At 75.6% G+C, this 25,970-nt stretch carries 11 protein-coding genes; 3 read left to right on the top strand and 8 right to left on the bottom strand.

The window, feature by feature from the left end:
• The first annotated feature begins 49 nt into the window (after positions 1–49).
• Positions 50–1,288: a serine hydrolase domain-containing protein gene (locus ACF1ED_RS09160; protein ID WP_391758165.1), complete on the top strand. Its 1,239-nt coding sequence runs from the start codon at positions 50–52 to the stop codon at positions 1,286–1,288.
• A gap of 19 nt (positions 1,289–1,307) precedes the next feature.
• On the opposite strand, the gene ACF1ED_RS09155 is transcribed toward ACF1ED_RS09160, so the two are convergent.
• The 3 genes from ACF1ED_RS09155 to ACF1ED_RS09145 form a co-directional block, all read right to left on the bottom strand.
• Positions 1,308–2,279 (bottom strand): quinone oxidoreductase family protein, encoded by a 972-nt coding sequence (locus tag ACF1ED_RS09155; protein ID WP_391758163.1) that lies wholly within the window; start codon positions 2,277–2,279, stop codon positions 1,308–1,310.
• A 49-nt stretch (positions 2,280–2,328) separates the two neighbouring features.
• A complete protein-coding gene (locus tag ACF1ED_RS09150; protein WP_391758161.1) occupies positions 2,329–3,390 on the bottom strand; it encodes a sulfotransferase family protein in 1,062 nt (353 codons plus the stop codon).
• 175 nt (positions 3,391–3,565) lie between these two features.
• Complete coding sequence (locus tag ACF1ED_RS09145; RefSeq protein ID WP_391758159.1) at positions 3,566–4,834, bottom strand: MFS transporter; 1,269 nt, start codon at positions 4,832–4,834, stop codon at positions 3,566–3,568.
• A 56-nt stretch (positions 4,835–4,890) separates the two neighbouring features.
• Here ACF1ED_RS09145 and ACF1ED_RS09140 point away from each other — a divergent pair, with 56 nt between their 5' ends.
• The gene (locus ACF1ED_RS09140; RefSeq protein ID WP_391758157.1) at positions 4,891–5,511 is read left to right on the top strand and encodes a helix-turn-helix domain-containing protein; all 621 of its coding nucleotides are present in this window, start codon (positions 4,891–4,893) and stop codon (positions 5,509–5,511) included.
• Between the two features lie 138 nt (positions 5,512–5,649).
• Here ACF1ED_RS09140 and ACF1ED_RS09135 read toward each other — a convergent pair whose 3' ends face one another.
• Entirely contained in the window at positions 5,650–6,633 is a 984-nt protein-coding gene (locus ACF1ED_RS09135; RefSeq protein ID WP_391758155.1) for a class I SAM-dependent methyltransferase, read from the bottom strand.
• Between the two features lie 133 nt (positions 6,634–6,766).
• Entirely contained in the window at positions 6,767–15,982 is a 9,216-nt protein-coding gene (locus tag ACF1ED_RS09130; protein ID WP_391758153.1) for an amino acid adenylation domain-containing protein, read from the bottom strand.
• Positions 15,983–16,233: 251 nt separating this feature from the next.
• Between ACF1ED_RS09130 and ACF1ED_RS09125 the strand changes: the two genes are divergently transcribed.
• Positions 16,234–23,277 carry an amino acid adenylation domain-containing protein gene (locus ACF1ED_RS09125; RefSeq protein WP_391758151.1) on the top strand — a complete coding sequence of 2,348 codons (7,044 nt, stop codon included), beginning with the start codon at positions 16,234–16,236 and terminating at the stop codon, positions 23,275–23,277.
• A 219-nt stretch (positions 23,278–23,496) separates the two neighbouring features.
• On the opposite strand, the gene ACF1ED_RS09120 is transcribed toward ACF1ED_RS09125, so the two are convergent.
• The 3 genes from ACF1ED_RS09120 to ACF1ED_RS09110 all read right to left on the bottom strand — a co-directional run.
• Complete coding sequence (locus ACF1ED_RS09120) at positions 23,497–23,733, bottom strand: phosphopantetheine-binding protein (RefSeq protein ID WP_391758149.1); 237 nt, start codon at positions 23,731–23,733, stop codon at positions 23,497–23,499.
• 23 nt (positions 23,734–23,756) lie between these two features.
• Entirely contained in the window at positions 23,757–24,971 is a 1,215-nt protein-coding gene (locus tag ACF1ED_RS09115) for a cytochrome P450 (protein WP_391758147.1), read from the bottom strand.
• Between the two features lie 6 nt (positions 24,972–24,977).
• Positions 24,978–25,970, bottom strand: a 993-nt coding sequence (locus ACF1ED_RS09110; RefSeq protein ID WP_391758145.1) for a methyltransferase, incomplete at its 5' end; no start/stop codon positions are given.

The raw sequence follows: 25,970 nt of genomic DNA, 5'->3' as shown, positions 1-25,970 counted from the left end.
GCTGGACGGGCCGGCGCACCAGGCCGCCGGCCCGTCCAGGAGGTCCCGCATGCCCCGATCCGCCCCGCTGCCGTACCGGCCACGCCGGGCCACGGCCACCGCCCTGCTCCTCGTCGCCGCGCTCACCGGGCCCGTCCTCCCTGGCGCCGCCGCCGGCGAACGGCCCGCCCAGGGCGGAGGGGGCGGCGGCTCGGAACGGGAGCTGCGCGGGGCCCTCGCGGAGCTCGTCGCCGCCCCCGGCGGGCCGCCCGGCGCGATCGCCGTCCTCACCCGCGACGGCGTCCCCCGCGTCTACCGCGCCGGGACCGCCGACACGGAGAGCGGACGGCCGCCGCGCCCGGACGACCACATGCGGATCGCCAGCGCCGCCAAGGCGTTCAGCGGAGCAGTGGCCCTGAGCCTGGTGGACCGCGGCGCGCTCGGCCTGGACGACACCCTGGGACAGCGCCTGCCGCACCTCCCCGAGGCCTGGCACGCGGTGACCCTGCGCCAGCTCCTCCAGCACACCAGCGGGCTCCCCGACTACAGCCGGAGCGAGCGCTTCCAGGCGATCGTCCGCGCCGACCCGCGCCACCGCTTCGTCTCCCGGCGCCTGCTGGAATTCGCCGCCCCCGAGCTCCTCTTCCCGCCCGGCAGCCGCTACGGCTACTCCAACTCGGACAACATCGCCGTCGCCCTGATGGCCGAACAGGCCACCGGGCGCCGTTACGAGGACCTGCTGCGGGAGCTGGTGTACCGCCCGCTCGACCTCCGCGACACCAGCCTCCCCTCCGGCTTCCGGCTGCCCCGGCCCTTCCTCCACGGCTACGCCACGGCCCCCGGCGAGGCCCCCGAGGACGTCAGCGAGGCGATCAGCGCCTCCGGCGCGTGGGCGTCGGGCGGCATCGTCTCCACCCCGGCCGACCTCGGCGCCTTCATCGGCGGCTACGCCGGGCCCGCGCTGCTGTCGCCGCGCACCCGGCACGCGCAGCGGCGGTTCGTCCCCGGCGCGTCCGAGCCCGCCGGACCCGGGAGGAACGCGGCCGGACTGGGCGTCTTCCGGTACGAGACCCGCTGCGGCACCGTCCTCGGCCACACCGGCAACACCCCGGGCTACACCCAGTTCGCCGCCGCCACCCCCGACGGCCGGCGCACCGTGACCGTCTCCGTCACCAGCCAGGTCACCCTCGACCCCGCGCTGCTCGCCCGCCTGCGCGCGACCGAGGAGCGCTTCGTCTGCGCCCTCCTGGAGGACGGCCACGGCGGCGGGCACGGGCCCGACGGCGGGTACGGCGACCCCGCGGCCTGACCGGCTCCGCCCGGGCGGGTCAGGAACAGGTGAGCACCGTCTTGGCGATGGTGCCGCGCGCTTCCAGCGCCGTGTGGGCGTCCGCCGCGTCGGACAGCGCGAACCGCTGGCCGACGCGGACGCGCAGCCGCCCGTCGCGGACCATGCCGAGCACGGCCCCTCCCCGGCGGAGCAGTTCGGCCCGGTCCTGGATGTGGTGGGTGAGGTTCGGGCGGGTCACGTACAGCGACCCGGCGGCGTTGAGGCGCTGGAGGTCGAGCGGCGGCACCGCTCCGCCGGCCTGCCCGTAGAGCGCCAGGACGCCGCGCGGGCGGAGCACGGCGAGGCTCTCGTCGAAGGTCGGGCCGCCGATGCCGTCGTACACGGCGGCGGCGCCGCGTCCGCCGGTGTGGCGGCGCACCGCCTCCGTCAGCGCGCCCGGCCGGTGACCGACCACCTCGACGGCGCCGGCGGCGCGCGCCGCCTCCGCCTTGGCCCCGGTCGACGCGGTGCCGATCACCGTGCCGCCGCGGAGCCGGACGAGCTGGGTCAGCAGCATGCCGACGCCGCCCGCCGCGGCGTGCACGACGACGGTGTCACCGGCTTGGACCGGGTAGGTGTCGTGGCAGAGGTAGTGCGCGGTCATGCCCTGGAGCAGGGTGGCCGCGGCCAGTTCGGCGGAGAGCCCGTCCGGGACCGGCACCAGCCGGTCGGCGCTCAGCAGGGCGTACTCCGCGTAGGCCCCCGGCAGGTTCGCCCAGGCCACCACGGAGCCGACGGCGACCTCCCGCACCCCCGGCCCGACCTCGACGACCGTGCCGGCGCCCTCCTGCCCGGGCACGTAGGGCAGGTCCTGCGGGTACAGGCCGGAGCGGAAGTAGACGTCGACGTAGTTGACGCCGGCGGCGGCGAGCCGCACGAGGGCCTCGCCGGGCCCCGGTGACGGGCGGGGCAGGTCGACGAGTTCGAGCACCTCGGGCCCGCCGGCCCGGCTGACCTGGATGGCTTTCATGGCCGGGATCGTACGGGGCCCGCCCTCCGCCCGCCGGAGTCCCGGCGGTTCAGCGGAGGTCATAGCCGGCCTCTTCGGCGAGGTCGCGGACGAGCGGCAGGACCTGCCGGATCCCGGCCTCGTGCCGGCGCCACTTCTCGGGGTCGGGCACGGTCTGGGTCATCACGACGGGGAGGTCGCGGCGGCCCCAGGCGTCGGAGAAGGGCAGCTTCACGGCGTCGGCCACCGCCTCCATCGTGGCCACCGGGTCGGCCTGGACGTCCTCGTAGCGGACGAGGACGGAGTTGCCCGTGGGGGCCAGGGCGCGGGCGGCGTCCAGGACGGCCCGGTTGTGGGCCACCCAGTTGCGCGCGCAGACCTCGGCCAGGCTCAGGTCCACCCAGTCGCGCCAGCCGGGCGGCAGGCTGAGGTTCCACCACTGCTTGCCCCACGGGAAGACGTCCGAGTAGCCCTTGATGCGCAGCGGTTCCGGCACCGGGTAGGAGAAGAACATCCTCGGGTTGAGCCAGGCGTCCATCAGGGAGCCGATGCTGGTGCGCGGGTCCCGGACGACGAACACGTAGGTGGCGTCCGGGTAGAGGGCCTGGAGGAAGGGGATCCGGAAGCAGGACTGGATGCTCTTCTCGACCAGCCGGATGCCGTCGGCGAGTTCGGCCTCGGTGGGGCGGGGGCCGCGCGGCGGGAAGCAGAACGGGGTGATCTCGTCGAGCTCGCCGCCGTCGCGCGTGGTGGGCGGGCCCTCCGGCAGTTCGCCGGGGAAGCGCTCCTGGAGGGCCTTCAGCGGGACGTCGTAGTAGTACGGCTGGAGGCCCTGGGCGCGGATGAAGTCGAGGTGGTCGAGCTTGTCGGCGACCGACCACTCCGCGCCGGGCCTGCGGGCGGCGGCGAGCAGGTCCGCGTTCAGCCGGGCCGCCACCTCGGGGGTCGCGTCGGAGGCGTCCAGGGCGTTGGAGTGCCAGTCGCGCCGGCTGGGGTGCAGGCTGCCGCGCTCCCAGATCGGCTTGCCCTCGCGGCCGATGCTCCAGACGTGCTCGCTGCGCTCGATCAGGCTGCGGACCAGGCTGGTGCCGGAGCGGGGGTGGCCGACGATGAAGACGGGCTGCTTGAGCATGACGGAGCTCGCTTTCGCGCGGAGGCGGGTTCGGGTGGGGTGGTGCCGCGGTACCGGCGCGCGGGTTTCCGGGCGGTACGGACGCGGGGGCCCGGGCGGTGCGCCGGGGCGGCTGTGCGGGAGGGGCGGGCGGGGTGCTCGGGAGGGGGGACGCGCGGGCCGCCGCCGGGAGGCCTCAGGAGGGCCAGCGGGCGGTCCTGACGTGCCGGTTGGCGAGTCCGGCCGCGGTGATCAGGGCCTGGACGCCGGCGATCAGGACGAGGGCGCCGGTGACGCCGAGGAACTCCAGGGCCAGACCGCCGGCCAGGGAACCGAGCGGGGAGCCGGCGCCGATGAGCGTGATGGTCGCGGCGATGGCGCGGCCCCGCCGGTGGTCCGGGGTCTGACGGAAGATCATGATGTCGACGAGGATCTTCAGGGCCGGCAGGCCGAGGGCCGCCAGGGTCAGCAGGGCGAAGACCCAGACCGGTCCCAGCGGGACCGCCAGCAGGGCCACCGATACCGTCGTCAGCGTGGACGCGGCCAGGAGCAGCGCGCCGGGGCTGAGCCGCCGGTTGAGCCGGGGGACCAGCGCCGAGCCGGCGAGCATGCCGACGGCGGTGCCGGACAGGGCGAGGCCGATGGTGCCGGGGGAGTGGTGCCGGTCCTGGAGGGTCACCATCACCATCAGGATCGCGGCGGTGACGCTGAAGTAGAAGACGCTGACCAGGAGGAGCGCGGACCGCAGCAGTCGGTCGCCGAGGAGGTCGACGAGGCCGGAGAAGACGTCGGTCAGCGGTCCGAGCGCGCTCTTCCGCTCCGTGTCGGCCGGTTCGGTGACCGCTTCCGTCTTCGGGACGCGGACGAGCAGGGCGCAGAGGAAGGAGATGACGAAGCCGGCGGTGGCCGCGACGAACGGGAAGGCGCGGGAGAGCAGGTAGAGCCAGCCGCCGAGGGGCGGTCCCGCGAGGGCGGCGGCCCCGCTGCGGGCTTCGTCCTGGCTGAGGGCCGCGGTCAGCTGATGGTCCGGCACGACCGCGCGGACGAGCAGCATCCGGGCCGGTGCGCCGAAGGCCGTGCCGGCGCCGAGGACGACGGCGGCGAGGATGAGCAGGCCGTAGTCCGTCCAGCCGGCCGTCAGGCCGAGGACGATGAACGCGAGGGTGAGGGCGCGGACCGCTTCGGAGACCAGCAGGATCCGGCGCCGGTCCCACCGGTCGACCACCGCGCCGGCCGGGAGGCCGACCAGGAGGGCGGTGCCGATCTGCGCGAAGCCGAAGAGGCCGGCCAGCGCGGGGGATCCGGTCAGGGACATGATCAGGAGGGGGTACGCGACCTCCACCGTTTCGAGACCGAGGTTGGCGGCGGCGGCGCCGATCCAGAGAATCTGGAAGCGTCGGTTGCGACGCAGGGGTATGGATGGGGCGGGAGCTTCGCTATCGCTCTGACGTAAGCGTTCACTCATGCGTGAACGGTAGCATGAGGCTGAATGGTTCGCTACAAGGAAATGGGGATGGGTTCATGGCTGACGATGCCGACGCGGTGACGGTCGTCCGCGAGGTCGACGACGTGGAGACGCTGAAGGCCCTGTCCGACCCGCTGAGGCTGGCGATCCTGCGCACGATGATGAGCGACGTCCGCGCGGGACACCGGGTGAAGGACATCGCGAGACTCCTGGACCAGCCGCCCACCCGGCTCTACCGGCACATCAAGGTGCTGGAGTCGGCGGGCCTGATCAAGGTGGCGCAGACCCGGATGGTCTCCGGGATCCAGGAGAGCCAGTACCAGGTGGCGCAGTTCGCCCTGCGGCTGAGCCGCGACCTGCTGGCCGCCCCGGGCAACGCGGGCGACCTGGCCGACGCGTTCGCCGTGACGCTGAACGACTTCCGCGACCGGCTCGTCCGGGACATCACCAGCGGGCGCTTCCAGCCGGAGCCCGAGGCCGGGGCGGAGCCGGACCCGCTCGGCCCGATGGTCGTGGCGCTGGACCGCCGGCTGACACCGGAGCGGGCCACCGAGTTCCGCTCCCGCCTGGCCGCGCTGATGGAGGAGTTCAACCGGCCCGACGACGAGGAGAAGGCCGTGGTGCCGGTCGAGTTCCTGATGATGTTCTGGGCGCCGAAGGACCCGGCGGCGGAGTAGACGGAAGAGGGGGAAGACGGAACGGGGAGAAGACGGAAGCGCCGTCCGCGTGTCGACACGCGGACGGCGCTTCGTCCTTGCGGAACTCCCGCGCGGGGGACGCCTCACCCGGTACGGGCCACGGGCGTCCCCCGCGCGTCACTTGGCGGCGATGAAGAGCCGCCCCCCGGGGAACCGGTGCGGCACGCAGCGGACCTGGTCGAAACCGGCCTGCCGGAAGCGGTCCAGCCAGTCCTCCTCCGGAGGCAGCTCCACGTCCATGAACCCGGCGTGCAGGTAGGTGAACAGCGCGCTGAACCTGCGCTCGCGCCCGTCCGCCGCGTACGGCACCGAGTCGGTGATCGCCATGACGCCGCCCGGACGCAGCGCCTCCCGGCACCGGCGCAGCACCCGGTCGAAGACGTCGCCCTCGCGCACGATGTCGTGGAAGACGAACCCGGCGTGGACCACGTCCGCGCCGGCCACCGGCGACGGGTCGTCGGCGATGGACTGGATCGGCCGCTCCACCACCTCCAGACGGTCGCCCACCCCCGCCGCCCGCGCCGCGCGCGCCGCCTCCGCACAGGCCCCGGCGCTCATGTCCAGGGCCACCCCCGTGCTCTCCGGCAGCCGTCCCAGGAGGTCGATGAGGAGCCCCGCCGCACCCGCGCCGAGATCGACGATCCGCCGGGGCCGGACGGCGAGGATCGCCTCGGTGGCCGCCGGGTAGAAGCCCTGGCTGCCGATCCAGCGCGAACTGACCGCCACCTCACGGCCGTCGCGCCGGTGTCTCGCGGCGGCGCCGGCCGGATCGCGCAGGAACTCGGCGGGATGCTCGACGTACGGCTGGTTGGCCCGCAGCGACCAGTAGAGGTAGCCCGACGCGTGGATCCGGTCGGCGAAGTCCTCCGCGACCCGGAACTCCTTGCCGCCGGCCGGCACCAGCAGCGCCGCGGCCGCCAGGGTGGACAGGAAGCCGGCCATCCCCTCCTCCGGCACGTCCGCGACCGCCGCCAGCTGCGCCGCGGTCACCGGCTCGCCGCGCTCCAGCAGGGGCACGATGCCCAGCCGGTCGGCCATCTCCAGCAGGGCGGCGACGGCGGCGAGGTCGGCCGCGGTCTCAGGGGTACTGATGGGTGACATCGCGCTCTCCCACTCCAATTCGACGATCATCTCGGGTTCCACGGAGCCGGACCGGTACGGTTCCCGGCCGGCGGGCGCGGCACCGTCGGTGCCGCGCCGGTCTCTCGGTCGGGCGGGGTCTCCGCCCGTCGCCTCATCGGGAATCCGGGTCCGCTCCGGCGGAGCCCGTGCGCCTGCGGAGCTTCGGCCGGCTCCGGGGCGCGGCCCCGCCGAGCCGCGCGGCGAGCGCGGCGACCGTCGGGGAGTCGAAGAGGGCGGCCACGCTGAGGTTCGCGCCGAAGCGGGTGCGCACCCGGTTGAGCAGGCGGGTGGCGAGCAGCGAATGGCCGCCGAGGTCGAAGAAGTTGTCGTGCACGCCGACCCGCGGAGCCTTCAGGATCTCGGCGAACAGGGCGCACAGCGCCGTCTCCCGCTCGTCCCGGGGCGCCACGTAGGCGGCCCGGGACGCGCTCGGGCCGGGGGCCGGCAGCGCCTTCCGGTCGACCTTGCCGTTGCCGGTCAGCGGCAGCCGGTCCAGCGTGACGAAGACGCTCGGCACCATGTGGTCCGGGAGCGTCCGGGCGGCGTGCTCCCGCACGGCCGCCGCGTCCACGTCCGCCGGCACCAGATAGCCGACCAGCCGTTCGCCGTCCCCGGTGACCGTCGCGTGCGCCACGTCCGGGTGCCCGGTCAGGACCGCCTCGACCTCGGCCGGCTCGATCCGGAAGCCGCGGACCTTCAGCTGCGCGTCGGCCCGCCCGTCGAACTCCAGCACCCCGTCGGGCCGGTAGCGCGCGAGGTCGCCGGTGCGGTACATCCGCCCGCCGGCCGGGCCGTACGGATCGGCGACGAACCGGGTGGCCGTCACGTCCGGCTGGTGCGCGTAACCGCGGGCCAGACCGGTGCCGGTCACGTACACCTCGCCGGGGACGCCGGGCGGGACCGGCCGCAGCCGCTCGTCGAGGAGGTACAGGCCGGTGTTGTCCATGGGGCGGCCGATCGGCACCGTACGGCCCGGGGCCGAGGCGATCGGGTGCCAGGAGGAGATGACGGTGGTCTCCGTGGTGCCCCAGGCGGCCGCGACCGCCGTGTCCGGCGCGGCCGCCGTCAGCTCCGCGACCGACGCGGGCGACACCACGTCACCGGCCACCCAGACGAGGTCCAGCGCGGCCAGCGCCGGTGCCGCCTCGGCCACCATCAGGTTGAACAGCGCGGAGGTGAAGACCGCGGTGGTGGCCCGCCCCTCGACGATGGTCCGGGCCAGCACCTCGGTGTCCAGCTCGCCCTCGGGCGCGATCACCACCCGGCCGCCGGTGAGCAGCGGCAGCCAGATCTCGTAGACCGACGGGTCGAACGAGGTCGGCGAGTGCATCAGCGCGTCGGCCCGCCGCAGCCCCGACCAGGCGCCGTCGGTGACGAACTCGGCGACGCCGCGGTGCGGGACGCAGACCGCCTTGGGCGCGCCCGTCGAACCACTGGTGAACATCGTGTACGCGGTGCGGTCCGGGTGCGTGAGCGTCACGGGCCCGTGCTCCTCCGCGCCGGAGGTGGGCGTGACCACCGTGACCCCGGTCAGGTCGGTGGGCCCGTCGGTGACCAGCAGCGTGGCCCGCATGTGGTCCACCATGTGCTGCCGGCGGGCGAGCGGGGCCGAGCCGGGCAGGGGCAGGACGCCGCCGCCCGCCTTGGTGACGGCCAGGACCGTCACGAGGTAGTCGATGCCGCGCGGCTGCCGCACCGCCACCGGGTCGTCGGGCGCGCAGCCCGCCGCCACCAGCGCGTGCGCCAGGTGGTTGGCGCGCCGGTCGAGGTCCCGGTAGGTGATCGACCGGTCGCCCTCCACCGCGGCGACCGCGTCCGGGGTGGCCGCCGCCTGCCGGGCGAACAGGACGGCGAGGTCCTCCTCGACGACCGGTCGCGCGGTGTCGCCCGGGCCCGCCAGCGCCACCCGCCGTTCGGCCCCGGACAGCAGGTCGAGCCGCCCGATCGGCGCGTCGGGATCCGCGACCGCCGCGCCCAGGAGCCGTACCAGACGGTCCGTCAGGGCGGTCACGGTCTCGCGGTCGAAGAGATCGGTGCGGTAGCGCACCTCGCCGGTGATGCCCTCGGGCACCCGGCCCTCGCCGTGGTGCTCGACGAAGCTCAGGTTGAGGTCGAAGTCCACCGGACCGACCCGGATCGCCTCCACCGCCCCCTCGGCCGGTGCCGGAGACACGTCCACACCGGACAGCGCGAAGGAGGACTCGGCGTTGTTCTGCAGCACCAGCATGGTCTGGAAGAGCGGGTGCCGGCTCAGCGAGCGGGCCGGGTTGAGCGCGTCGACGACCCGGTCGAAGGGCAGCTCCTGGTGGGCGTAGGCGGCCAGGTCCAGCTCCCGCACCCGGGCCAGCAGTTCGCGGAAGCTCGGGTCCCCGGCGGTGTCCGTGCGCAGCACCAGGCTGTTGACGAAGCAGCCGATCAGGTGGTCCAGGCCGTCGTCGCTGCGCCCGGCGACCGTCGTGCCGATCGGGATGTCGGTGCCCGCGCCCAGCCGGGTGTAGAGCGCGGCGAGCGCGGCGTGCAGCACCATGAAGAGCGTGGTGTGGGTGGCCCGGGCCAGCTCCCGCAGCCCGGCGTGGAGCGGCGCCGGCAGGGTGACCGGCAGCAGCGCGCCCCGCAGGTCCGAGGAGTCGGGACGCGGCCGGTCGTAGGGCAGCGCCAGCTCTCGGGGGAGTCCGGCCAGCCGCTCGGTCCAGTAGGCGGAGAGCCGCTTGCCCTCGGGGCCTTCGAGCAGGGCCCGCTGCCACAGCGCGTAGTCGGCGTACTGCACCGGCAGCGGCCGCCAGACCGGCGCGTCCCCCCGCACGCGGGCGGCGTACGCCTGGGCGAGGTCCCGGGTCAGCGGGGCCAGCGACCAGCCGTCGCCGGCGATGTGGTGCATCAGCAGCAGCAGCGTGTGCCGGTCGGGCCCGGTGCTGAACAGGCGCAGCCGCAGCGCGAGGTCGGTGGTGAGGTCGAAGCGGTGCCCCGCGGCGGCCGTCAGCTCCCGGTCCAGGTCGGCCGGGTCCACGGAGGCGGTCCGCAGCACCTCGTCGGGATCGGCCTCCGCCGCGATGTGCTGCCCGGGCACGCCGTCCGTCTCGGGGAAGCGGGTGCGCAGCGTCTCGTGCCGCGCCAGCAGGTCGCCCACCGCCGCGCGCAGCGCGCCGGTGTCCAGGGCGCCGTCCAGGCGCAGCACCAGCGGCCAGCCCAGCCCGTTCCACCGGGACAGGAACCACAGCCGCTGCTGGGCGTACGACAGGGGCAGCGGGGCCGGCCGCGCGGCCGGCAGCAGGGCCGGGCGGGCGGGGCCCGTCTCGCGGCCGGAGCCGAGCCGGGCGGCGAGCGCCGCCGCGGTGGGGGCCTCGAACAGGTCCGCGACGCCCAGGTCCGCTCCCAGGTGGGTGCGGATCCGGTTGACCAGGCGGGTGGCGAGGAGCGAGTGGCCGCCGAGGCCGAAGAAGTCGTCGTGGGCGCCGACCCGGGTCCTGCCGAGCAGTTCGCCCATGAGCGCGACGAGGATCTCCTCGGCCGGGGTCCGCGGCGGCGTGTACCCGGTGCCGGTCTCGAAGACGGGCTCCGGCAGGGCCCGCCGGTCGACCTTCCCGTTGCCGGTCAGCGGCAGCCCGTCGAGGACGACGTACGCGCTGGGCACCATGTAGTCGGGCAGCGCCGAGGCGAGCCGGTCCCGCACGGCGGCCGGGTCCGCGCCGGCGCCCTGGGGCACCAGGTAGGCGACGAGCCGGCGTTCGCCGCCGCGGTCCTCGTGGGCGGTGACGAAGGCCCGTCCGACCTCGGGCAGGGCGGTGAGCGCGGACTCGACCTCGGCGGGCTCGACCCGGAAGCCGCGGATCTTCACCTGGGCGTCGGCCCGCCCGAGGAAGTCCAGGGTGCCGTCGGCGCGCCACCGGACGACGTCCCCGGTGCGGTACATCCGGCTGCCGGGCGGACCCCACGGAGCGGCGGTGAACCGCTCGGCGGTCAGGCCGCCCTGCCCCGCGTACCCCCGCGACAGGCCCGAACCGGCGATGTACAGCTCGCCCGGGACCCCGGTGGGCACCGGCTGGAGCCGCTCGTCGAGCACGTACAGCCGGGTGTTGTCCATCGCGGTGCCGATCGGCACCCGGACGGGCACCGCGTCCGCGCCGGACATCGAGAACCGGGTGGAGCAGGTGGTCGTCTCGGTCGGGCCGTACAGGGCCCGGACCGTCAGGCCGGGGTGGAGCTCCAGGAGCCGGGCGACCGCGGCGGGCGGCACCACGTCGCCGCCGGTGAGGACCTCCCGGACGCCCGCGAAGCGGTCCGGGTCCTCCGCGAGGGCCCCGAACAGGCCCGAGGTGAGCCAGACCCGGTCCACGCCGTACGAGGCGACCGCCTCGGCCAGGCCGGCGCCGTCCAGGTTCCCGTCCGGGGCCACCACGACCGTGCCGCCGGTCAGCAGCGGGGTCCAGATCTCGTGCACCGACGCGTCGAAGCCGGTGGCGGAGTGCATCAGCACGGTGCCGCCGGCCCGCCAGAGCCGGTCGCGGACGAACCCCGCGGTGTTCCGGTGGGTCAGGACGACGGCCTTGGGCCTGCCGGTCGAGCCGCTGGTGAACATGACGTACGCCGCCTGGTCGGGGTGCGGGTCCCGGCGGGGCGCCTCGGGGGACTCGCCGTCGCCGGGCGCCAGCACGGGCAGGTCCGTCCACCCGGCGGCCCCGTCGGTGACGAGGAGCGCGGCGCCGGCCTGCTCGGCCATCAGGCGCAGCCGGTCCGCCGGGGCGGCCGGCGGCAGCGGCAGATACGCGGCGCCGGCCTTGAGGACCGCCAGCATGGAGACGACCAGGTCGGCCGAGCGCCGCTGGAGCAGCGCCACCGGCCGGTCCGGGGCGGCCCCGGCCCCGACCAGGCGGTGCGCCAGGTGGTTGGCGCGCCGGTCGAGTTCGGCGTAGGTGAGGGTGACCGGTCCCGCGACCGCCACGGCGTCCGGGGTCGCCCCGGCCCGGGCGGCGAAGAGCCGGGGAAGCGACGCGTCCGACAGCGGCCGTTCCGTGGCGTTCCAGGACCGCAGGAGGGTGTCGCGTTCGGCGTCGCCGAGCACGTCGAGGCGGCCCAGCCGCTGGTCGGGGTCGGCGACGACGGCCTCCAGGACGCGGAGGAACCGGTCGGCCAGCGTCCGTACCGTCTCCCGGTCGAACAGCCCGGTGCGGTAGACGATCTCGCCGGTCATCCCGTCGGCGCCGCCGTCCGGGCGGTAGGCGTCGGTGAGGTTCACGAACAGGTCGAGCTGCGCGGCGGACGGCGTCGACCGGACCACCTCGGTCTCCAGGCCGGACAGCGCGAAGCCGGCGTCCGCGTTGTTCTGCAGCACCAGCATCGTCTGGAACAGCGGGTGGCGGCCGAGCGAGCGGGCCGGGTTGAGCGCCTCGACGAGACGGTCGAAGGGCAGCTCCTGGTGGCTCAGGGCGGCCACGTCGCCGGTCCTGGTGCGCTCCAGGAGCTCGCGGAAGGTCGGGTCGCCCGCCGTGTCGGTGCGCAGCACCAGGTTGTTGACGAAGAAGCCGACCAGATCGTCGAGCTGGTCGTCGCCGCGTCCCGCGACCACGGTGCCGATCGGGATGTCGGTGCCCGCCCCGAGCCGGGTGTAGAGCGCGGCCAGCGCGGCGTGCAGCACCATGAAGAGCGTCGTCCGGCTCCGCTGCGCCAGGGCCGCCAGTCCGGCGTGGAGCGACGCCGGTATCCGCAGCGGGAGCAGCGCGCCGTCGTGGTCGGTGCCGCTGGGGCGGGGCCGGTCGTAGGGCAGGGCCAGTTCCTCCGGGAGGCCCGCCAGGTGGTCGCGCCAGAAGCCGGTCATCCGCTCCTGGTGCGCCGTGGTGAGCAGGTCGCGCTGCCAGAGGGCGTAGTCGGCGTACTGCACCGGCAGCGGCCGCCACACCGGCGCGGAGCCGGCGGCCCGCGCCGCGTACGCGGCGGACAGGTCCTGGGCCAGCGGCCGCATCGACCAGCCGTCGCCCGCGATGTGGTGGAGCACCAGCACGAGCACGTGCCGGTCCGGCGCGGTGCGCAGCAGCCGCACCCGCACGGGCACGTCCGCGGTGATGTCGAAGGGCTCCCGGCAGGCGGCCCGCACGGCCTCGTCCAGGCCGGCCTCGTCCACGTCCAGCACCCGGATCAGGCCGTCGGCCGGCACCCCGGGCAGGATCCGCTGGTACGGCTGCCCGTCCCGCTCGTCGAAGACGGTGCGCAGCGTCTCGTGCCGCGCCGTCAGGTCCTCGACCGCGGCGGCCAGCGCCGCCCGGTCCAGCGGGCCGGCCAGGCGCAGCACCACGGGGAGGTTGTACGTCCAGCCGAGCGGGTCCACGCGGTTCACGAACCACAGGCGCTGCTGGGCCCAGGACAGCGGGACGCGGTCCGGTCGCGGGGCCGCGACCAGGGCCGGCGCCTCCTGCCCGGCGGTGCCGGCGAGGGTGGCCGCGAGGCCGGCGACGGTGGGCGTGGCGAACAGCGCGTCGAGTTCGAGCCGGACGCCGAAGGCGCCCCGGATCCGGTTGAGCAGACGGGTGGCGAGGAGCGAGTGGCCGCCGAGGTCGAAGAAGTCGTCGTCGATGCCGACCGACGGCCGGTCGAGCAGCTCGGCGGCGAGCTCGCAGAGCAGCTTCTCCCGCGCGTCGCGCGGTGCCCGGCCGGACGCGTGGCCGCGGAAGTCGGGCGCGGGCAGCGCCCGGCGGTCCAGCTTGCCGCTCGCGGTGAGGGGCAGCGCGTCGAGCACCACGAACGCGGAGGGCACCAGGGAGGACGGGAGGTGTTCCCTGGCCCAGTCGCGCAGCGCCGCGACCAGCAGCCCGCGGCGGCGGGTGGCGATCGGGTCGTTGGTGAGGGGGACGGAGCGGCCGCCGCCGGCGAGGTACACGCCGCCCAGGGCCCGCGGGCCGTCGGCGGCGGGGAAGACCACGTCCAGCAGGTCGGGTCCGTCCGCCGACCAGGTGACCACGGCGGTGCGTCCGTGCGCCGCGGCGAGGGCGTGCCAGTGCTCGGGGTCGACCTGGTCGTCCGGCCCGGCGAGCGCGGCGCGGACCGAGGCCAGGGGCGCGTCGGCGCGGACCGCCCGGGCGGCGGCGACCTCGCCGGCGACCCGGGCGTTGCGCACCCCGGTGAGCCGCAGCGCGGCGCCGTCGGCCAGCCGCGCGGCCAGCTCCCCGGAATCCCGGACGTCGTGCCCCCAGCGCAGGGCCGGCGCCGCCGACAGGTCCTGCGCGCCGGTGGCGTCCTTGTGCAGCACCACGTCGTAGCGGTGCTTGGTCAGTTCGTTGTGGTCGGCTCCCGGCTTGAGCCGTACGTCGACCGCGCCGGCCCCGACCGTGCCGAAGAGGCCCGGGTCGATCAGGAGCTCCTTCTCCAGGGCCACCGTCTGTTCGACCTCGCGGCGCAGCGCCCCGGGCCCCGGGTCGCGGTCGAGCTGTCCGACCCGGACACCGGTCCACATGGCGTCGACCAGCGGCAGGCACCGCACGTCGCCGACGAGTAGCCGGCCGCCCGGCCGGAGCAGGTCCAGCAGCTTGGCCAGCACGTCCCGGAGGTACTCCTCGTGCGGGAAGTACTGCACGACCGAGTTGACGACGATCGTGTCGAAGTGGTCCCGCGGCAGCCCGGCGGTCACGTCGGCCGCCTGCACGCGCAGGGTGACCCTGGCGGCGGTGTCCGGCTCGCCGGCGAGCCGGTCGCGGAGCCCCTCGATCGCGGAGGCCGAGTAGTCGGTGCCCCAGTACTCCTCCACCTCGCCGACCAGCGGCGTCAGGATGAGGCCCGATCCGACGCCCACCTCCAGGACGCGACGGGGCGCGAAGTCCCTGACCCGGGAGACGACGGCCTCGCGCCAGCGGGCCATCTGCTCGACCGGGATCCCCTCGCCGGTGTAGGTGGAGTTCCAGCCGGAGAAGTCGGATCCGAAAGCGGTCCGGTCGGACCGGTCGTAGAACGACTCGTAGATCTGCTGCCACTCGTCGACGTGCCGTTCGGCGTTGCCGTCGTCGCCGGCCGGTGCCCGGCTCGCGACCACGTAGCCGGCCAGCCGCTTCTCGCCGAGCCGGTCCTCGTGCACCAGGACCCGGGCCTGCTCCACCGCCGGGTGGGCGGTGAGGACCGCCTCGATCTCGCCCGGTTCGATCCGCAGGCCCCGGATCTTGACCTGGTCGTCGGCGCGCCCGCAGTAGGCCAGCTGGCCGTCCGGCAGCCGCCGCACCAGGTCGCCGGTGCGGTACATGCGGCCGCCCGGCGCGCCGAAGGGGTCGGCGACGTAGCGCTGCGCGGTGAGTCCGGCGCGGGCGACGTACCCGCGGGTGACGCCCCCGCCCCCGCTGTACAGCTCGCCGATCTCGCCGTCGGGCGTCGGGCGCAGCCGGTCGTCCAGCACGTACAGGCGGCTGTCGCCCGCCCGGGAGCCGATCGGCGGCGCGTCCGGGCCGGGCACGAGCGGGGCCGACAGGGTGATCGCCATGGTGGTCTCGGTGGGGCCGTAGCCGTTGACCATCCTGCGGCCCCGGCCCCAGGCGTCCACCAGCCGCGCGCCGCACGCCTCGCCGCCGACCATCAGCGCCCGCAGCGCGGGCAGCCCGGTCCTCGGCACGGTCGCGAGCACCGACGGCGGCAGGAACGCGTGGGTGATCCCGTGGTCCCCGAGGAAGGCGGACACGTCCTCGCCGGCCAGCGTCTCGGGGGAGACCACCAGGGTGCCGCCCGGCGCGAAGGCCATCAGCACCTCGATGACCATGGCGTCGAAGCTGGGCGAGGCGAGCTGGGACACCACGCTGTCCGGCCCCGCCGCCATCCGCTCCGCCAGGTCGGCGGCGAACGGCGCGAGCCCCCGGTGCGGCACCGCGACGCCCTTGGGCCGGCCCGTCGACCCCGACGTGTAGATGACGTACGCCAGGGACAGCGGACGGTCCACCGGGTCCGGCGCGGTCACCGGCGCCGAGGCCGCCTCGGCCAGGAGCTCCGGCAGCGGCCACCGGGCGGTGCCCGGGGTGTCCGGCAGTCCCGGCAGTCCGGCCCCGGTGGTGAGCAGGGCGCGGGGGGCGCTGTCGGCGCACATGAAGGCGATGCGCTCGGCCGGGTGGTGGACGTCGACCGGCAGGAACGCGCCGCCCGCCTTCCCGACCGCCAGCATGGCCACGATCAGGTCCGCCGAGCGGGGCAGCGCCAGCGCCACGACGTCCTCGGCGCCGACGCCCCGGGCGCGCAGGACGTGGGCCAGCTGGTTGGCGCGGGCGTCCAGTTCGGCGTAGCGCAGCTCGACCCCGCCGCAGCGCAGGGCCGGCGCGTCACCGCGCCGTGCCGCGTGCCGGGCCACCAGCCCGTGCAAGGACGCGCTCACGTCGGTATCGGCTGACGGCAGGTGCTCCGGCGAAAACGGCATCGCGGCTCTCCATGTTCCCTCTGTGCCGGTGGTCCCGTGCGGGCTGGCTCATGATGGGCGGACGGAAAGTTTTGCGACAACCCCTACACGGGACCGTCAAAACCCCTGCGGACAGGGCCTTTCGGCCCTCGGTCGCCTCACCCTCCGGCGGCGCCGACCTATCGTGTGCGGCCGGCGACCGTCGCTGTCTCGCAGGCGCAGGAGGATCCGTGTTCCCGTTGTCTTTCGCGCAGCAACGCCTGTGGTTTCTCAACCGTCTCGACACCACGGCGTGGACCTACAACCTGCCGCTCGCCCTCCGGCTGGAAGGGCCGCTCGACACCGCGGCCCTGCGCGCCGCCCTGGGCGACCTGGTCGCACGGCACGAGAGCCTGCGCACCGTCTTCCCCGAGGTCGACGGCGAACCCCGGCAGCGGGTCCGCGCCACCGTGGACGCCGCCGAGTTCGTCACCGAGACGGACGTGGCCGCCGACGCGCTGCCCGCCACCCTGGACCGGCTGGCCCGGCACGCCTTCGACCTGACGGCGGACCTGCCGCTGAAGGTGTGGCTGCTGCGCACCGCCCCGGACAGCCACGTCCTGTACCTGGTGCTCCACCACATCGTGGGCGACGGCTGGTCGATGGCCCTGCTCGGCCGCGACCTGGGCACCGCCTACGCGGCCCGCCGGGCCGGCGCCGCGCCCGACTGGGAGCCGCTGCCCGTCCAGTACGCCGACTACGCGCTCTGGCAGCGGGAACTCCTGGAGGGCCCGGACGGCGCGGACCTCCTCGACCACTGGACCGGACGGCTGGCCGGCCTGCCCGACGAACTGCCGCTGCCCCTGGACCGGCCCCGGCCGGACGTCTCCGGCGACGACGGCGGCGAGGTCCGCCTCGACCTGCCGGCGGCGCTGCACGCCCGCCTGCTGCGGCTCGCGCGCGACGCCGACGCCTCCCTGTTCATGGTCGTGCACGCCGCCCTCGGCGCCCTCCTCACCCGGCTCGGCGCCGGCACCGACATCCCGCTCGGCACCATGGACGCCGGCCGCGCGGAGGAGGACCTGGAGGACCTCATCGGGTTCTTCGTGAACACGCTGGTGCTGCGCCTGGACACCTCGGGGGACCCGACCTTCCGGCAGCTGCTCGCCCGGGCCAGACAGACCGACCTCGCCGCCCTCGCCCACCCCGAGCTGCCCTTCGACCGCCTGGTCGAGGCCCTCAACCCGAGCCGCGCGCTCAACCGGCACCCGCTCTTCCAGGTCGCCCTCGTCCTCCAGAACAACGACGCCGCGCGGTACGCGCTGGACGGCCTGACCGTGACCGAACTGCGCAACCGGACCATCGCGGCCCACTTCGACCTCTCGGTCAGCTTCACCGACCGCTCCGCCCCGGACGGCACCCCCCTGGAGCTGTCCCTCCAGGTCGTCCACCGCACCGAACTCTTCGACCGCGAGACGGTCACCGCCTTCGCCCACCGCCTGGTCCGGCTGCTCGAAGCGGTGGCGGACGACCCGGACCGGCCGCTGGGCGACCTCGACCTCCTCGACGCCCGCGAACGCGCCACGGTGCTGTACGGCTGGAACGGCACGACCCGCCCCGCGCCGACCGGCGGACTCGCCCGGGCGTTCGCCCGGCAGGCCGCCCGGACCCCCGACGCCCCCGCGGTCTCCGACCCGCACGGAACGCTGAGCTACGCCGAACTGGACCGGCGCGGCGACCTGCTGGCCGGCCGCCTGCGCCGGCTCGGCGTCACGGCGGAGACCCGCGTCGGCATCCTCCAGCAGCGCTCCGCCGACCTCGTCGTGTCGATGCTCGCCGTGCTCAAGGCCGGCGGCTGCTTCGTACCGCTGCCGCTGACCGCGCCCACCGAACGGCTGCGCGACGTCCTGGACGGCTCCGGGGCGGAACTCCTGCTGGTCGACGACGCCCTGCGCGACCACGAGGCCGCGACCGGCGCCGGACGGCGGACCCTGCGCGTGACCGGCTTCGAGGCCACGGCGGACGACCGCGCCGCCGTGCCGGACGGCGACGCGCACCCCGACCAGGCCGCGTACATCATGTACACCTCAGGCTCGACCGGCGCGCCCAAGGGAGTCGTCACCACCCAGGCCGGTGTGCTCGCCTTCGCCCGCGACCGCTGCTGGCAGGACGAGCGGCCCCGCCGCGCCCTGCTCCACTCGCCGCACGCCTTCGACGCCTCGACCTGCGAGATCTGGGTGCCGCTGCTGTCCGGCGGAGAGATCGTCGTGGCACCCCCCGGCGAGGTCGACGGCGCCGTCGTGCGGGCCGCCGGCCTCACCGACGTGCTGCTGGTCTCCGGCCTCTTTCAGGTCGTCGCCGAGGAGGACCCGGACTGCTTCGCGGGACTCCGCGAGGTGATGACCGGCGGCGACGTCATCAGCCCCGCCGCCGTCCGCGCCGTCCTGCGCCGCCACCCGGACCTGCGCGTCCGCGCCACGTACGGCCCCACCGAACTGACCATGTGCTCCGTGCAGACGGCCCTCCACGACCCGGACCGGGTGCCCGACAGCGTGCCGATGGGCCGGCCGATGGACGACACCGCCGTCTACCTCCTCGACGACCGGCTGCGACCGGTGCCGGTCGGAGTCGTCGGCGAACTGTACGGCGCCGGCGCCGGCCTGGCGCGCGGATACGCGGGCCGCCCCGGACAGAGCGCCGAACGCTTCGTCGCCGACCCCTTCGGCCCGCCCGGCACCCGGATGTACCGCACCGGCGACCTCGCCCGCTGGCGCGCCGACGGCACCCTCGAATTCGCCGGCCGGGCCGACACCCAGGTGAAGATCCGCGGCTTCCGCGTCGAACCCGGCGAGGTGGAGAGCGCCCTCCTCCGCCACCCGCACGTCGCCCAGGCCCACGTGCACGCCCGCGAGGACCGGCCCGGCGACAAGCGCCTCGTCGGCTACCTGGTGCCCGCCGTGGCCGTGCCGGACCTCGCCGGGATCCGCGCCGCGACCGCCTCCGTCCTCCCGCCGTATATGGTGCCCTCCGCCCTGGTGCCGCTCGCCCAGCTGCCGCTCACCCCGAACGGCAAGATCGACCGGAAGCTGCTGCCGGCCCCCGAGGAGACCGGCCCCGGCACGGAGCACGTGGCACCCCGCGACGACCGCGAACGCGCCCTGTGTGCCCTCTTCGCGGAAGTGCTGGGCGTCCCCCGGGTCGGCGTCCACGACGGCTTCTTCGCGCTCGGCGGCCACTCGCTGCTCGCCATCCGGCTGGTCAACCGCGTCCGCGCCGCCCTCGGCGCGGACCTCGGCGTGGCGACCCTCTTCCGGGCGCCCACCGTCGCCGAACTCGCCCCCCGGCTCCTCGAACCGGCCGGCGGCGGACGGATCCCCGCCGTCCCGAGGACCGGCCCGCTCCCGCTGTCGTACCAGCAGGAGGGCCTGTGGTTCCTCCACCAGCTCGACCCCGCCTCCCCGGTCTACAACGTGCCGCTCGCGCTCCGCCTGACCGGCGCCCTCGACGCCGGCCGGCTCTCCCGCGCCCTGGCCCGGCTGACCGCCCGCCACGAGAGCCTGCGCACCCGCTTCGTCACCGTGGACGGCGCCCCGGTCCAGGTCGCCGACCCCGCACCGGAGCCCCGGCCGCTCACGGCGACCCCGGTCCACCCGGACCAGGTGCCCGAGGTCCTCGCCGAGGCCGCCACCCGCCCCTTCGACCTGGCCGCGGACCCGCTGCTGCGCGCCGAACTGCTGCGGCTCGGCCCGGCCGAGCACGTCCTGCTGCTCTGCACCCACCACATCGTCGCCGACGGATGGTCGGCCGGCGTCCTGCTCGACGAACTCTCCATCCTCTACACCGACCCGGACGCCGCCCTCCCGGACCTCGGCGTCCAGCCGGCCGACCACGCCGTCTGGCAGCGCGCCCGGCTCGCCGACGACGTCCTCGACAAGCAGCTCGGCTACTGGCGCGAACGGCTCCACGCCCTGCCGCAGCTGGACTTCCCCACCGACCGCCCGCGCGGCACCGCCTCCGGGCACCCCGGCGCCACCGTGGAACTCCGGCTCCAGGACGGCCTCGGCACCTCCCTGCGCGCCCTGGCCGACGCCGAACGCGGCTCGCTGCTCTCCGTGGTGATGGCCGGCTTCCTGCTGGTGCTCTCCCGGCACACCGGACAGGACGACATCGGCATCGGCTCGGTGCTCTACGGCCGCGACCGCCCCGAACTCGAACCGCTGGTCGGCTACTTCGCCAACACCGTCGTGCTCCGCGCCGACCTCGCCGGCAACCCGACCTTCCGGGAACTGGCGCACCGCTGCGAACTCGCCGTGCGCGGCGCCACCGAACACCAGGACCTCCCCTTCAGCACCCTGGTCGAGCAGCTGCGCCCGGCCCGCGAACCCGGCCGCAACCCCCTCTTCCAGATCAGCCTCACCCTGCACGCCGACGAGACCGCCGCGGCCGCGCCCGCCTTCGGCCCCGTCACCGCCGAACCGCTGCCGGTGACCGGCTCGGTCGCCCGCTTCGACCTCGCCGCGCACGCCACCGTCACCGCCGACGGCGGACTGCGCCTCCAGGCCGAGTACGCCACCGACCTGTTCGACCAGGACCGGATGACCCGCCTGCTGGAACACCTGGGCCGCGTCCTGACCCGCGCGGCGGCCGAACCGGACGCCACCGCGGGCACCTTCGTCCTGCCGGGACCGGAGGAGGCGGCGCTCCTGCGCCGGTGGAGCGAAGCCCGGCGCCAGGTGCCGGCCGACGACTCCCTCTGGGACCTCTTCGCCGCCCAGGTCCGCCGGCGCCCCGACGCGGTGGCCGTGGTCGCGGGCGAGGAGCGGACCAGCTACGCCGAACTGGCCCGGCGCGCCGAACGGCTGGCCGCCCGGCTGGCCGCCCGCGGGGTCACCCGGGGCAGTCTCGTCGGCCTGTGCGCCCGCCGGGACACCGACCTCGTCGTCGGCGTCCTCGGCATCCTGCGGGCCGGCGCCGCCTACGTACCGCTCGACCCCGACTATCCGGCGCGGCGGCTGGCCTACATGGCCGCCGACGCGGGCCTGTCGGTGGTGGTCGCCCAGCAGGGCCTCGACGTGCCCGGAACCGCGCTGCTCCTGGACGCCGACGCCGACGGGGACCTCCCGGTGCCGGAGGCGACCGCGACCGGCGCCGACCTGGCCTACCTCATCTACACCTCGGGCTCGACCGGGGAGCCCAAGGCGGTCACCGTCCCGCACGGGCAGGTCGTCCGGCTGATGCGGGCCACCCAGGACCGGTACCGCTTCGACGAGCGGGACGTGTGGACGCTGTTCCACTCGTTCGCCTTCGACTTCTCCGTCTGGGAACTGTGGGGCGCGCTCGTCCACGGCGGCCGGCTGGTCGTGGTGCCGTTCTGGCAGACCCGCTCGCCCGAGGACTTCCACCGCCTGCTCGTCCGGGAGGGGGTCACGGTGCTGAACCAGACCCCGGCCGCCTTCCGGCAGCTGGTCGCCGCCGACGAGGAGCGCGAGGAGGCCCTCTCCCTGCGGTACGTGATCTTCGGTGGCGACGCGCTGGACACCGCATCCGTACGGCGCTGGTTCGACCGGCACGGCGAGGACCGCCCGCGGCTCGTCAACATGTACGGCATCACCGAGACCACCGTCCACGTCACCCACTGCCCGCTCACCCGCGAGCTGCTGGACGAGAACGCGAGCCCCATCGGCGAGCCGATCCCCGACCTGTCGCTGTGGGTCGTCGACCGGGCCGGACAGCCGGCGCCCATCGGCGTCCCCGGCGAACTCCTCGTCGGCGGCGCCGGACTGTCCTGGGGCTATCTGCACCGGCCCGGCCTGAGCGCCCGGCGGTTCGTCGCCGACGGGTTCGGCGGCGCGCCCGGCGCCCGGCTCTACCGCTCCGGCGACCTCGCCCGGCGCCGCGCCGACGGCGGCCTGGAGTACCTGGGCCGCATCGACCACCAGGTCAAGATCCGCGGCCACCGGATCGAACTCGGCGAGATCGAGGCCGCGCTCGCCGGGCACCCCGATGTCCGCCACGCCTGTGCGGCCGTCCGCGACGACCGGCTGATCGGCTACGTCGTCCCCGCGACGCCGGGCGGCCCCGTGGACCCCGGCGCGCTGCGCGCCCACCTGGCCGCCCGCCTGCCCGCCTACATGGTGCCCTCCGCGCTGGTGCCCGTGGAGAGCATCGCGCTGACCTCCAACGGCAAGGTGGACCGGGCCGCGCTGCCCGCGCCCGAACCGCTCCGCGCCGGCGAGTCGGCCGCCCCGCGCGACGCCACCGAACGCGCGGTCGCCCGCGTCTGGGCCGGGCTGCTGGGCACCGACCGGATCGGCGTCCACGACAGCTTCTTCGACCTGGGCGGCACCTCGCTCGACCTGACCCGGCTGCGCGCCGAGATCCGCCGGGAGTTCGGCGCCGACCTCGACGTGCGCGACCTGTACGCGGCACCGACCGTGGAGAGGACCGCCATGCTGCTCGACCCGTCCCGACAGAAGCGGAGCCTGCCCTCGCCGCTGGTGCCCGTCAAGGCCACCGGCACCCGGCCGCCGCTCTTCCTCGTCCACGCCGTCGGCGGATCCGTGGTGCCGTACCTGCCGCTGGCCCGCCTCGTCCACCCCGACCAGCCGCTCTACGGCCTGGAGGACCCGGGGCTCGACGGCGGCCCGCTCACCACCTCGCTGACCGCCCTGGCCGAGCGGTACGCCGACGCCCTCCGCGCCGTCCAGCCGCACGGCCCCTACCACCTCGGCGGCTGGTCCCTCGGCGGCATGGTGGCCGCCGAGACGGCCGGCCTGCTGACCGCCGCGGGCGAGGAGGTCGCGGTGGTCGTCATGCTGGACACCGGCATGCCGCCGTACCTCGGCGAGGAGCAGCCGGACCGCGCCGCGCTCCTCGGCGGCTTCGTCCACGACCTGGCCGGCCTCGCCGGCGCCCCGGCGCCCCAGTACGACGAGGCCGCGCTGCGCGGCCTGCCGCCGGACCGCCAGGACGAGGCGCTGCTGGACCTCCTGGAGGGCGAGGGCCTCGTCCCGGAAGGCATCCGCGACGACCTGCGGGACCGGATACGGGTCTTCGAGGCCAACACCCGCGCCCTGCTGCGGCACCGCCCGGGCCCGGTCGACGCGCGCCTGGTGCTGCTGTCGGCGAGCCGGCAGCCGCGCCGGCTCACGACCCGCCCCTGGCGCGTCCTCGCCCGCGGCGGCTTCGAGCTCCACACCGTCCCGGGCGACCACCACTCGATGATGCGCCCGCCGCACCTGACCGCCCTGGCGGAGAGCCTGCAGAGCGTGCTGGACCGGCTGGGCCGGCCGTGAGACACCGCCCGGGGCCGGGCCGTGAGGACGCCTCACGGCCCGGCCCCCGGCCTTCGGCCCCCGGCCTTCGGCCCCCGGCCTTCGGCCCCCGGCCTTCGGCCCCCGGCCTTCGGCCCCCGGCCTTCGGCCCCCGGCCCGGGGCCCGGGGCCCGGGGCCGGGCGCACGAGGACGGCGGGAGCGGATCATCCGCTCCCGCCGTCCTCGTGCGCCCGGGGGGGTCAGGACCGGTCCGCGCCCCCTTCCCCGGCCCGGCCGAGCTGCTCGGCGAAGTCCGCCAGCACGGGGTGTTCGAGCAGCACCCGGACCCGGACCGAGACGCCGAGGCGGCGGCGCACCGCGGCCACCACCTCCATGGCGGCCAGCGACTGGCCGCCCAGGGCGAAGAAGTCGTCGTCGTCCGCGACCGGGACGCCCAGGACCTCCTGCCAGATCTTGGCGATTGCGGTGGTTCCCATCGTCGATCAGCTCCTTGACGGGCTCACGCCGGGCTCAGCCGCACCGGCAGACTGGTCAGTCCATGGATGAAGTTGCCGCCGCTCCACACCGGCGGTCCGGCCGGGGCGATCGCGCGTACGCGGCGGGTCAGCGCGGTCAGCAGCGCGCTCAGTTCGAGCCGGGCGACCCGGGCCCCGACGCAGACGTGGGGGCCCCAGCCGAAGGCGAGGTGCCGGTTCGGGGCGCGGTCGGGCAGGAAGGCGTCCGGCTCGGCGAAGACCGCCGGGTCGCGGTTGGCCGAGCAGATCCAGGCGGTCACCCGCTCGCCGGGGGCCAGCCGGGTGCCGGCGACCGTCACCGGCCGGGTCACCGTGCGCAGCGCGTGCAGGCCGGGGCTGGTCCAGCGCAGGACCTCCTCGACGGTGGTCGGCAGCAGCTCCGGCGCGGCGCGCAGCGCCGTCCACAGCGCGGGCCGTTCGCCGAACACCAGCAGCGCCCCGGCCGCCGCGTACCGGACGGTCTCGCTGGCACCGGTGAGCACCCCGCTGCAGTTGACGATCAGCTCCTCGTCGGTGAGGTCGCCGCCGGCCGCGAGCAGTTCGCTGATCAGGTCGTCGCCGGGGCGGGCGCGGCGCCGGTCGAGCAGGTCGGCGAAGTAGCCGAAGATCTCGGCGTTGGCGTCCAGCCGGTCGATGGGGTCGGGGGAGTCCAGGCCCTCGGTGGTGAGCCGGCCGATCAGCGGCCAGTCGGCCCGCGGCAGGTCCATCATGGCGCAGATGACCTGGTTGGGCAGCCGCTGCGCCAGGTCCCCGACGGCGTCCAGGACCCATGGCCCGGCCGCCGGTCCCGACCGCCCGTCGGCGGGCCCGCCGGCACCGGCCGCGACCGTCTCGTCCACCAGGTCGGTGACGCCGTCGACGATCCGGTCGTGCCAGCGCCGCAGCGCCGCCGGGGTGAAGGGCGCGCCGACCACGCGGCGGATCCGGCCGTGCCGCGGCGGGTCGCTGACCACCATCATCCGGTCGGCGACCAGCCGGGCCGCCTCGTCCGAGCCGCCGATCCGGATGCCGGCGCGGGAGCTGAAGGTGCCCGGGTCCCCCAGCACGGCGAGCACGTCGTCGTACCGGGCGGCCACCCAGAACCCGGGCCCGTCGGGCTCCGGGTGCCAGGTCAGGCCCGGCCGGGCGCGGACGGCCGCGAGCTGGTCCAGGTGCCGGTGCCCGGCGAAGACCTCCGGGGCGAGCAGGTCGATGTCCATCGCCGCTCAGCGCGCCTCGATCACGGAGAACGGCGACCCGGCGACGGCCGAGACCCGGTGCGTCCGGTAGCCGGCGGCCTCCAGGATCCGGGCGAAGCCGGCCCGGTCGCGCTCCCGTCCGCCGGTGAGGACCATCATGCCGAGGTCGCTCCAGCGGCTGACGTGCTGGGTGCCGTCCTCCGGCACCAGCATCTCGATGACCAGCAGCCGTCCGCCGGACGCCAGGGCGCGGCGGCTCGACCGCAGGATGTCCACCGCCTGCTCGTCGGTCCAGTCGTGCAGGACGCTGCACAGCAGGTGGGTGTCGGCGCCGGTGGGCACCGCGGCGAAGAAGTCGCCGGGCACGGCACGGCAACCGGGCACGCCGCCGCGGAGGTTCACCTCGTCGATCACCGTGGGGCGGTCGAAGAGGACGCCGCTCGCGTGCGGGGCCACCGACAGGATCTCGCCGAGGAGGAAGCCGTCGGCGCCGCCGATGTCCAGGATCACCTGCGAGTCCGACCAGTCGACGGCCTCGGCCGCCTGCCGGTACAGGCGGCCGGTGCGTTCCCGCATGCGGCGCAGGAACGCGACGTTCTCGCCGCGTCTGGAGTTCTTGACGCCGAAGAAGCCGCCGCCGTCGCCGTCGAAGGAGGCCGTGCCGGTGCGGAAGGTGTCCGTGGCGCGGAGCCAGGCCAGCTGGCTCTCGGCGTTGACCAGGGACGCGGAGAGGCTGTGCGGGTCGTCCCGGCGCAGCCGCGCGCCGAGCGCGGTCAGCCGGAAGCCGGTGGCCGGGTCGCCGTCGAAGAACCCGGCCGGGGCGAGCGCGGACAGCAGCCGCCCCAGGGCGTCGGGGTCGGCGTCGACCAGGCCCGCGGTGGTCTCCACGGACTGGGCGACCGACGGGTCCATCACATCGGCGACGCCGAGTTCGACGGCGATCCGCAGGGCGTGCGGGAGCACCGCGACCATGCTGTCGTCGACCAGCGTGAGGTAGTCCTCCACGATCCTGTCGGTGGT

Origin of the sequence: Streptomyces sp. NPDC014656 (assembly GCF_043084305.1) — a bacterium.
GTDB lineage: Bacteria > Actinomycetota > Actinomycetes > Streptomycetales > Streptomycetaceae > Streptomyces.
This window is presented reverse-complemented; position numbering and strand designations above follow the sequence as displayed.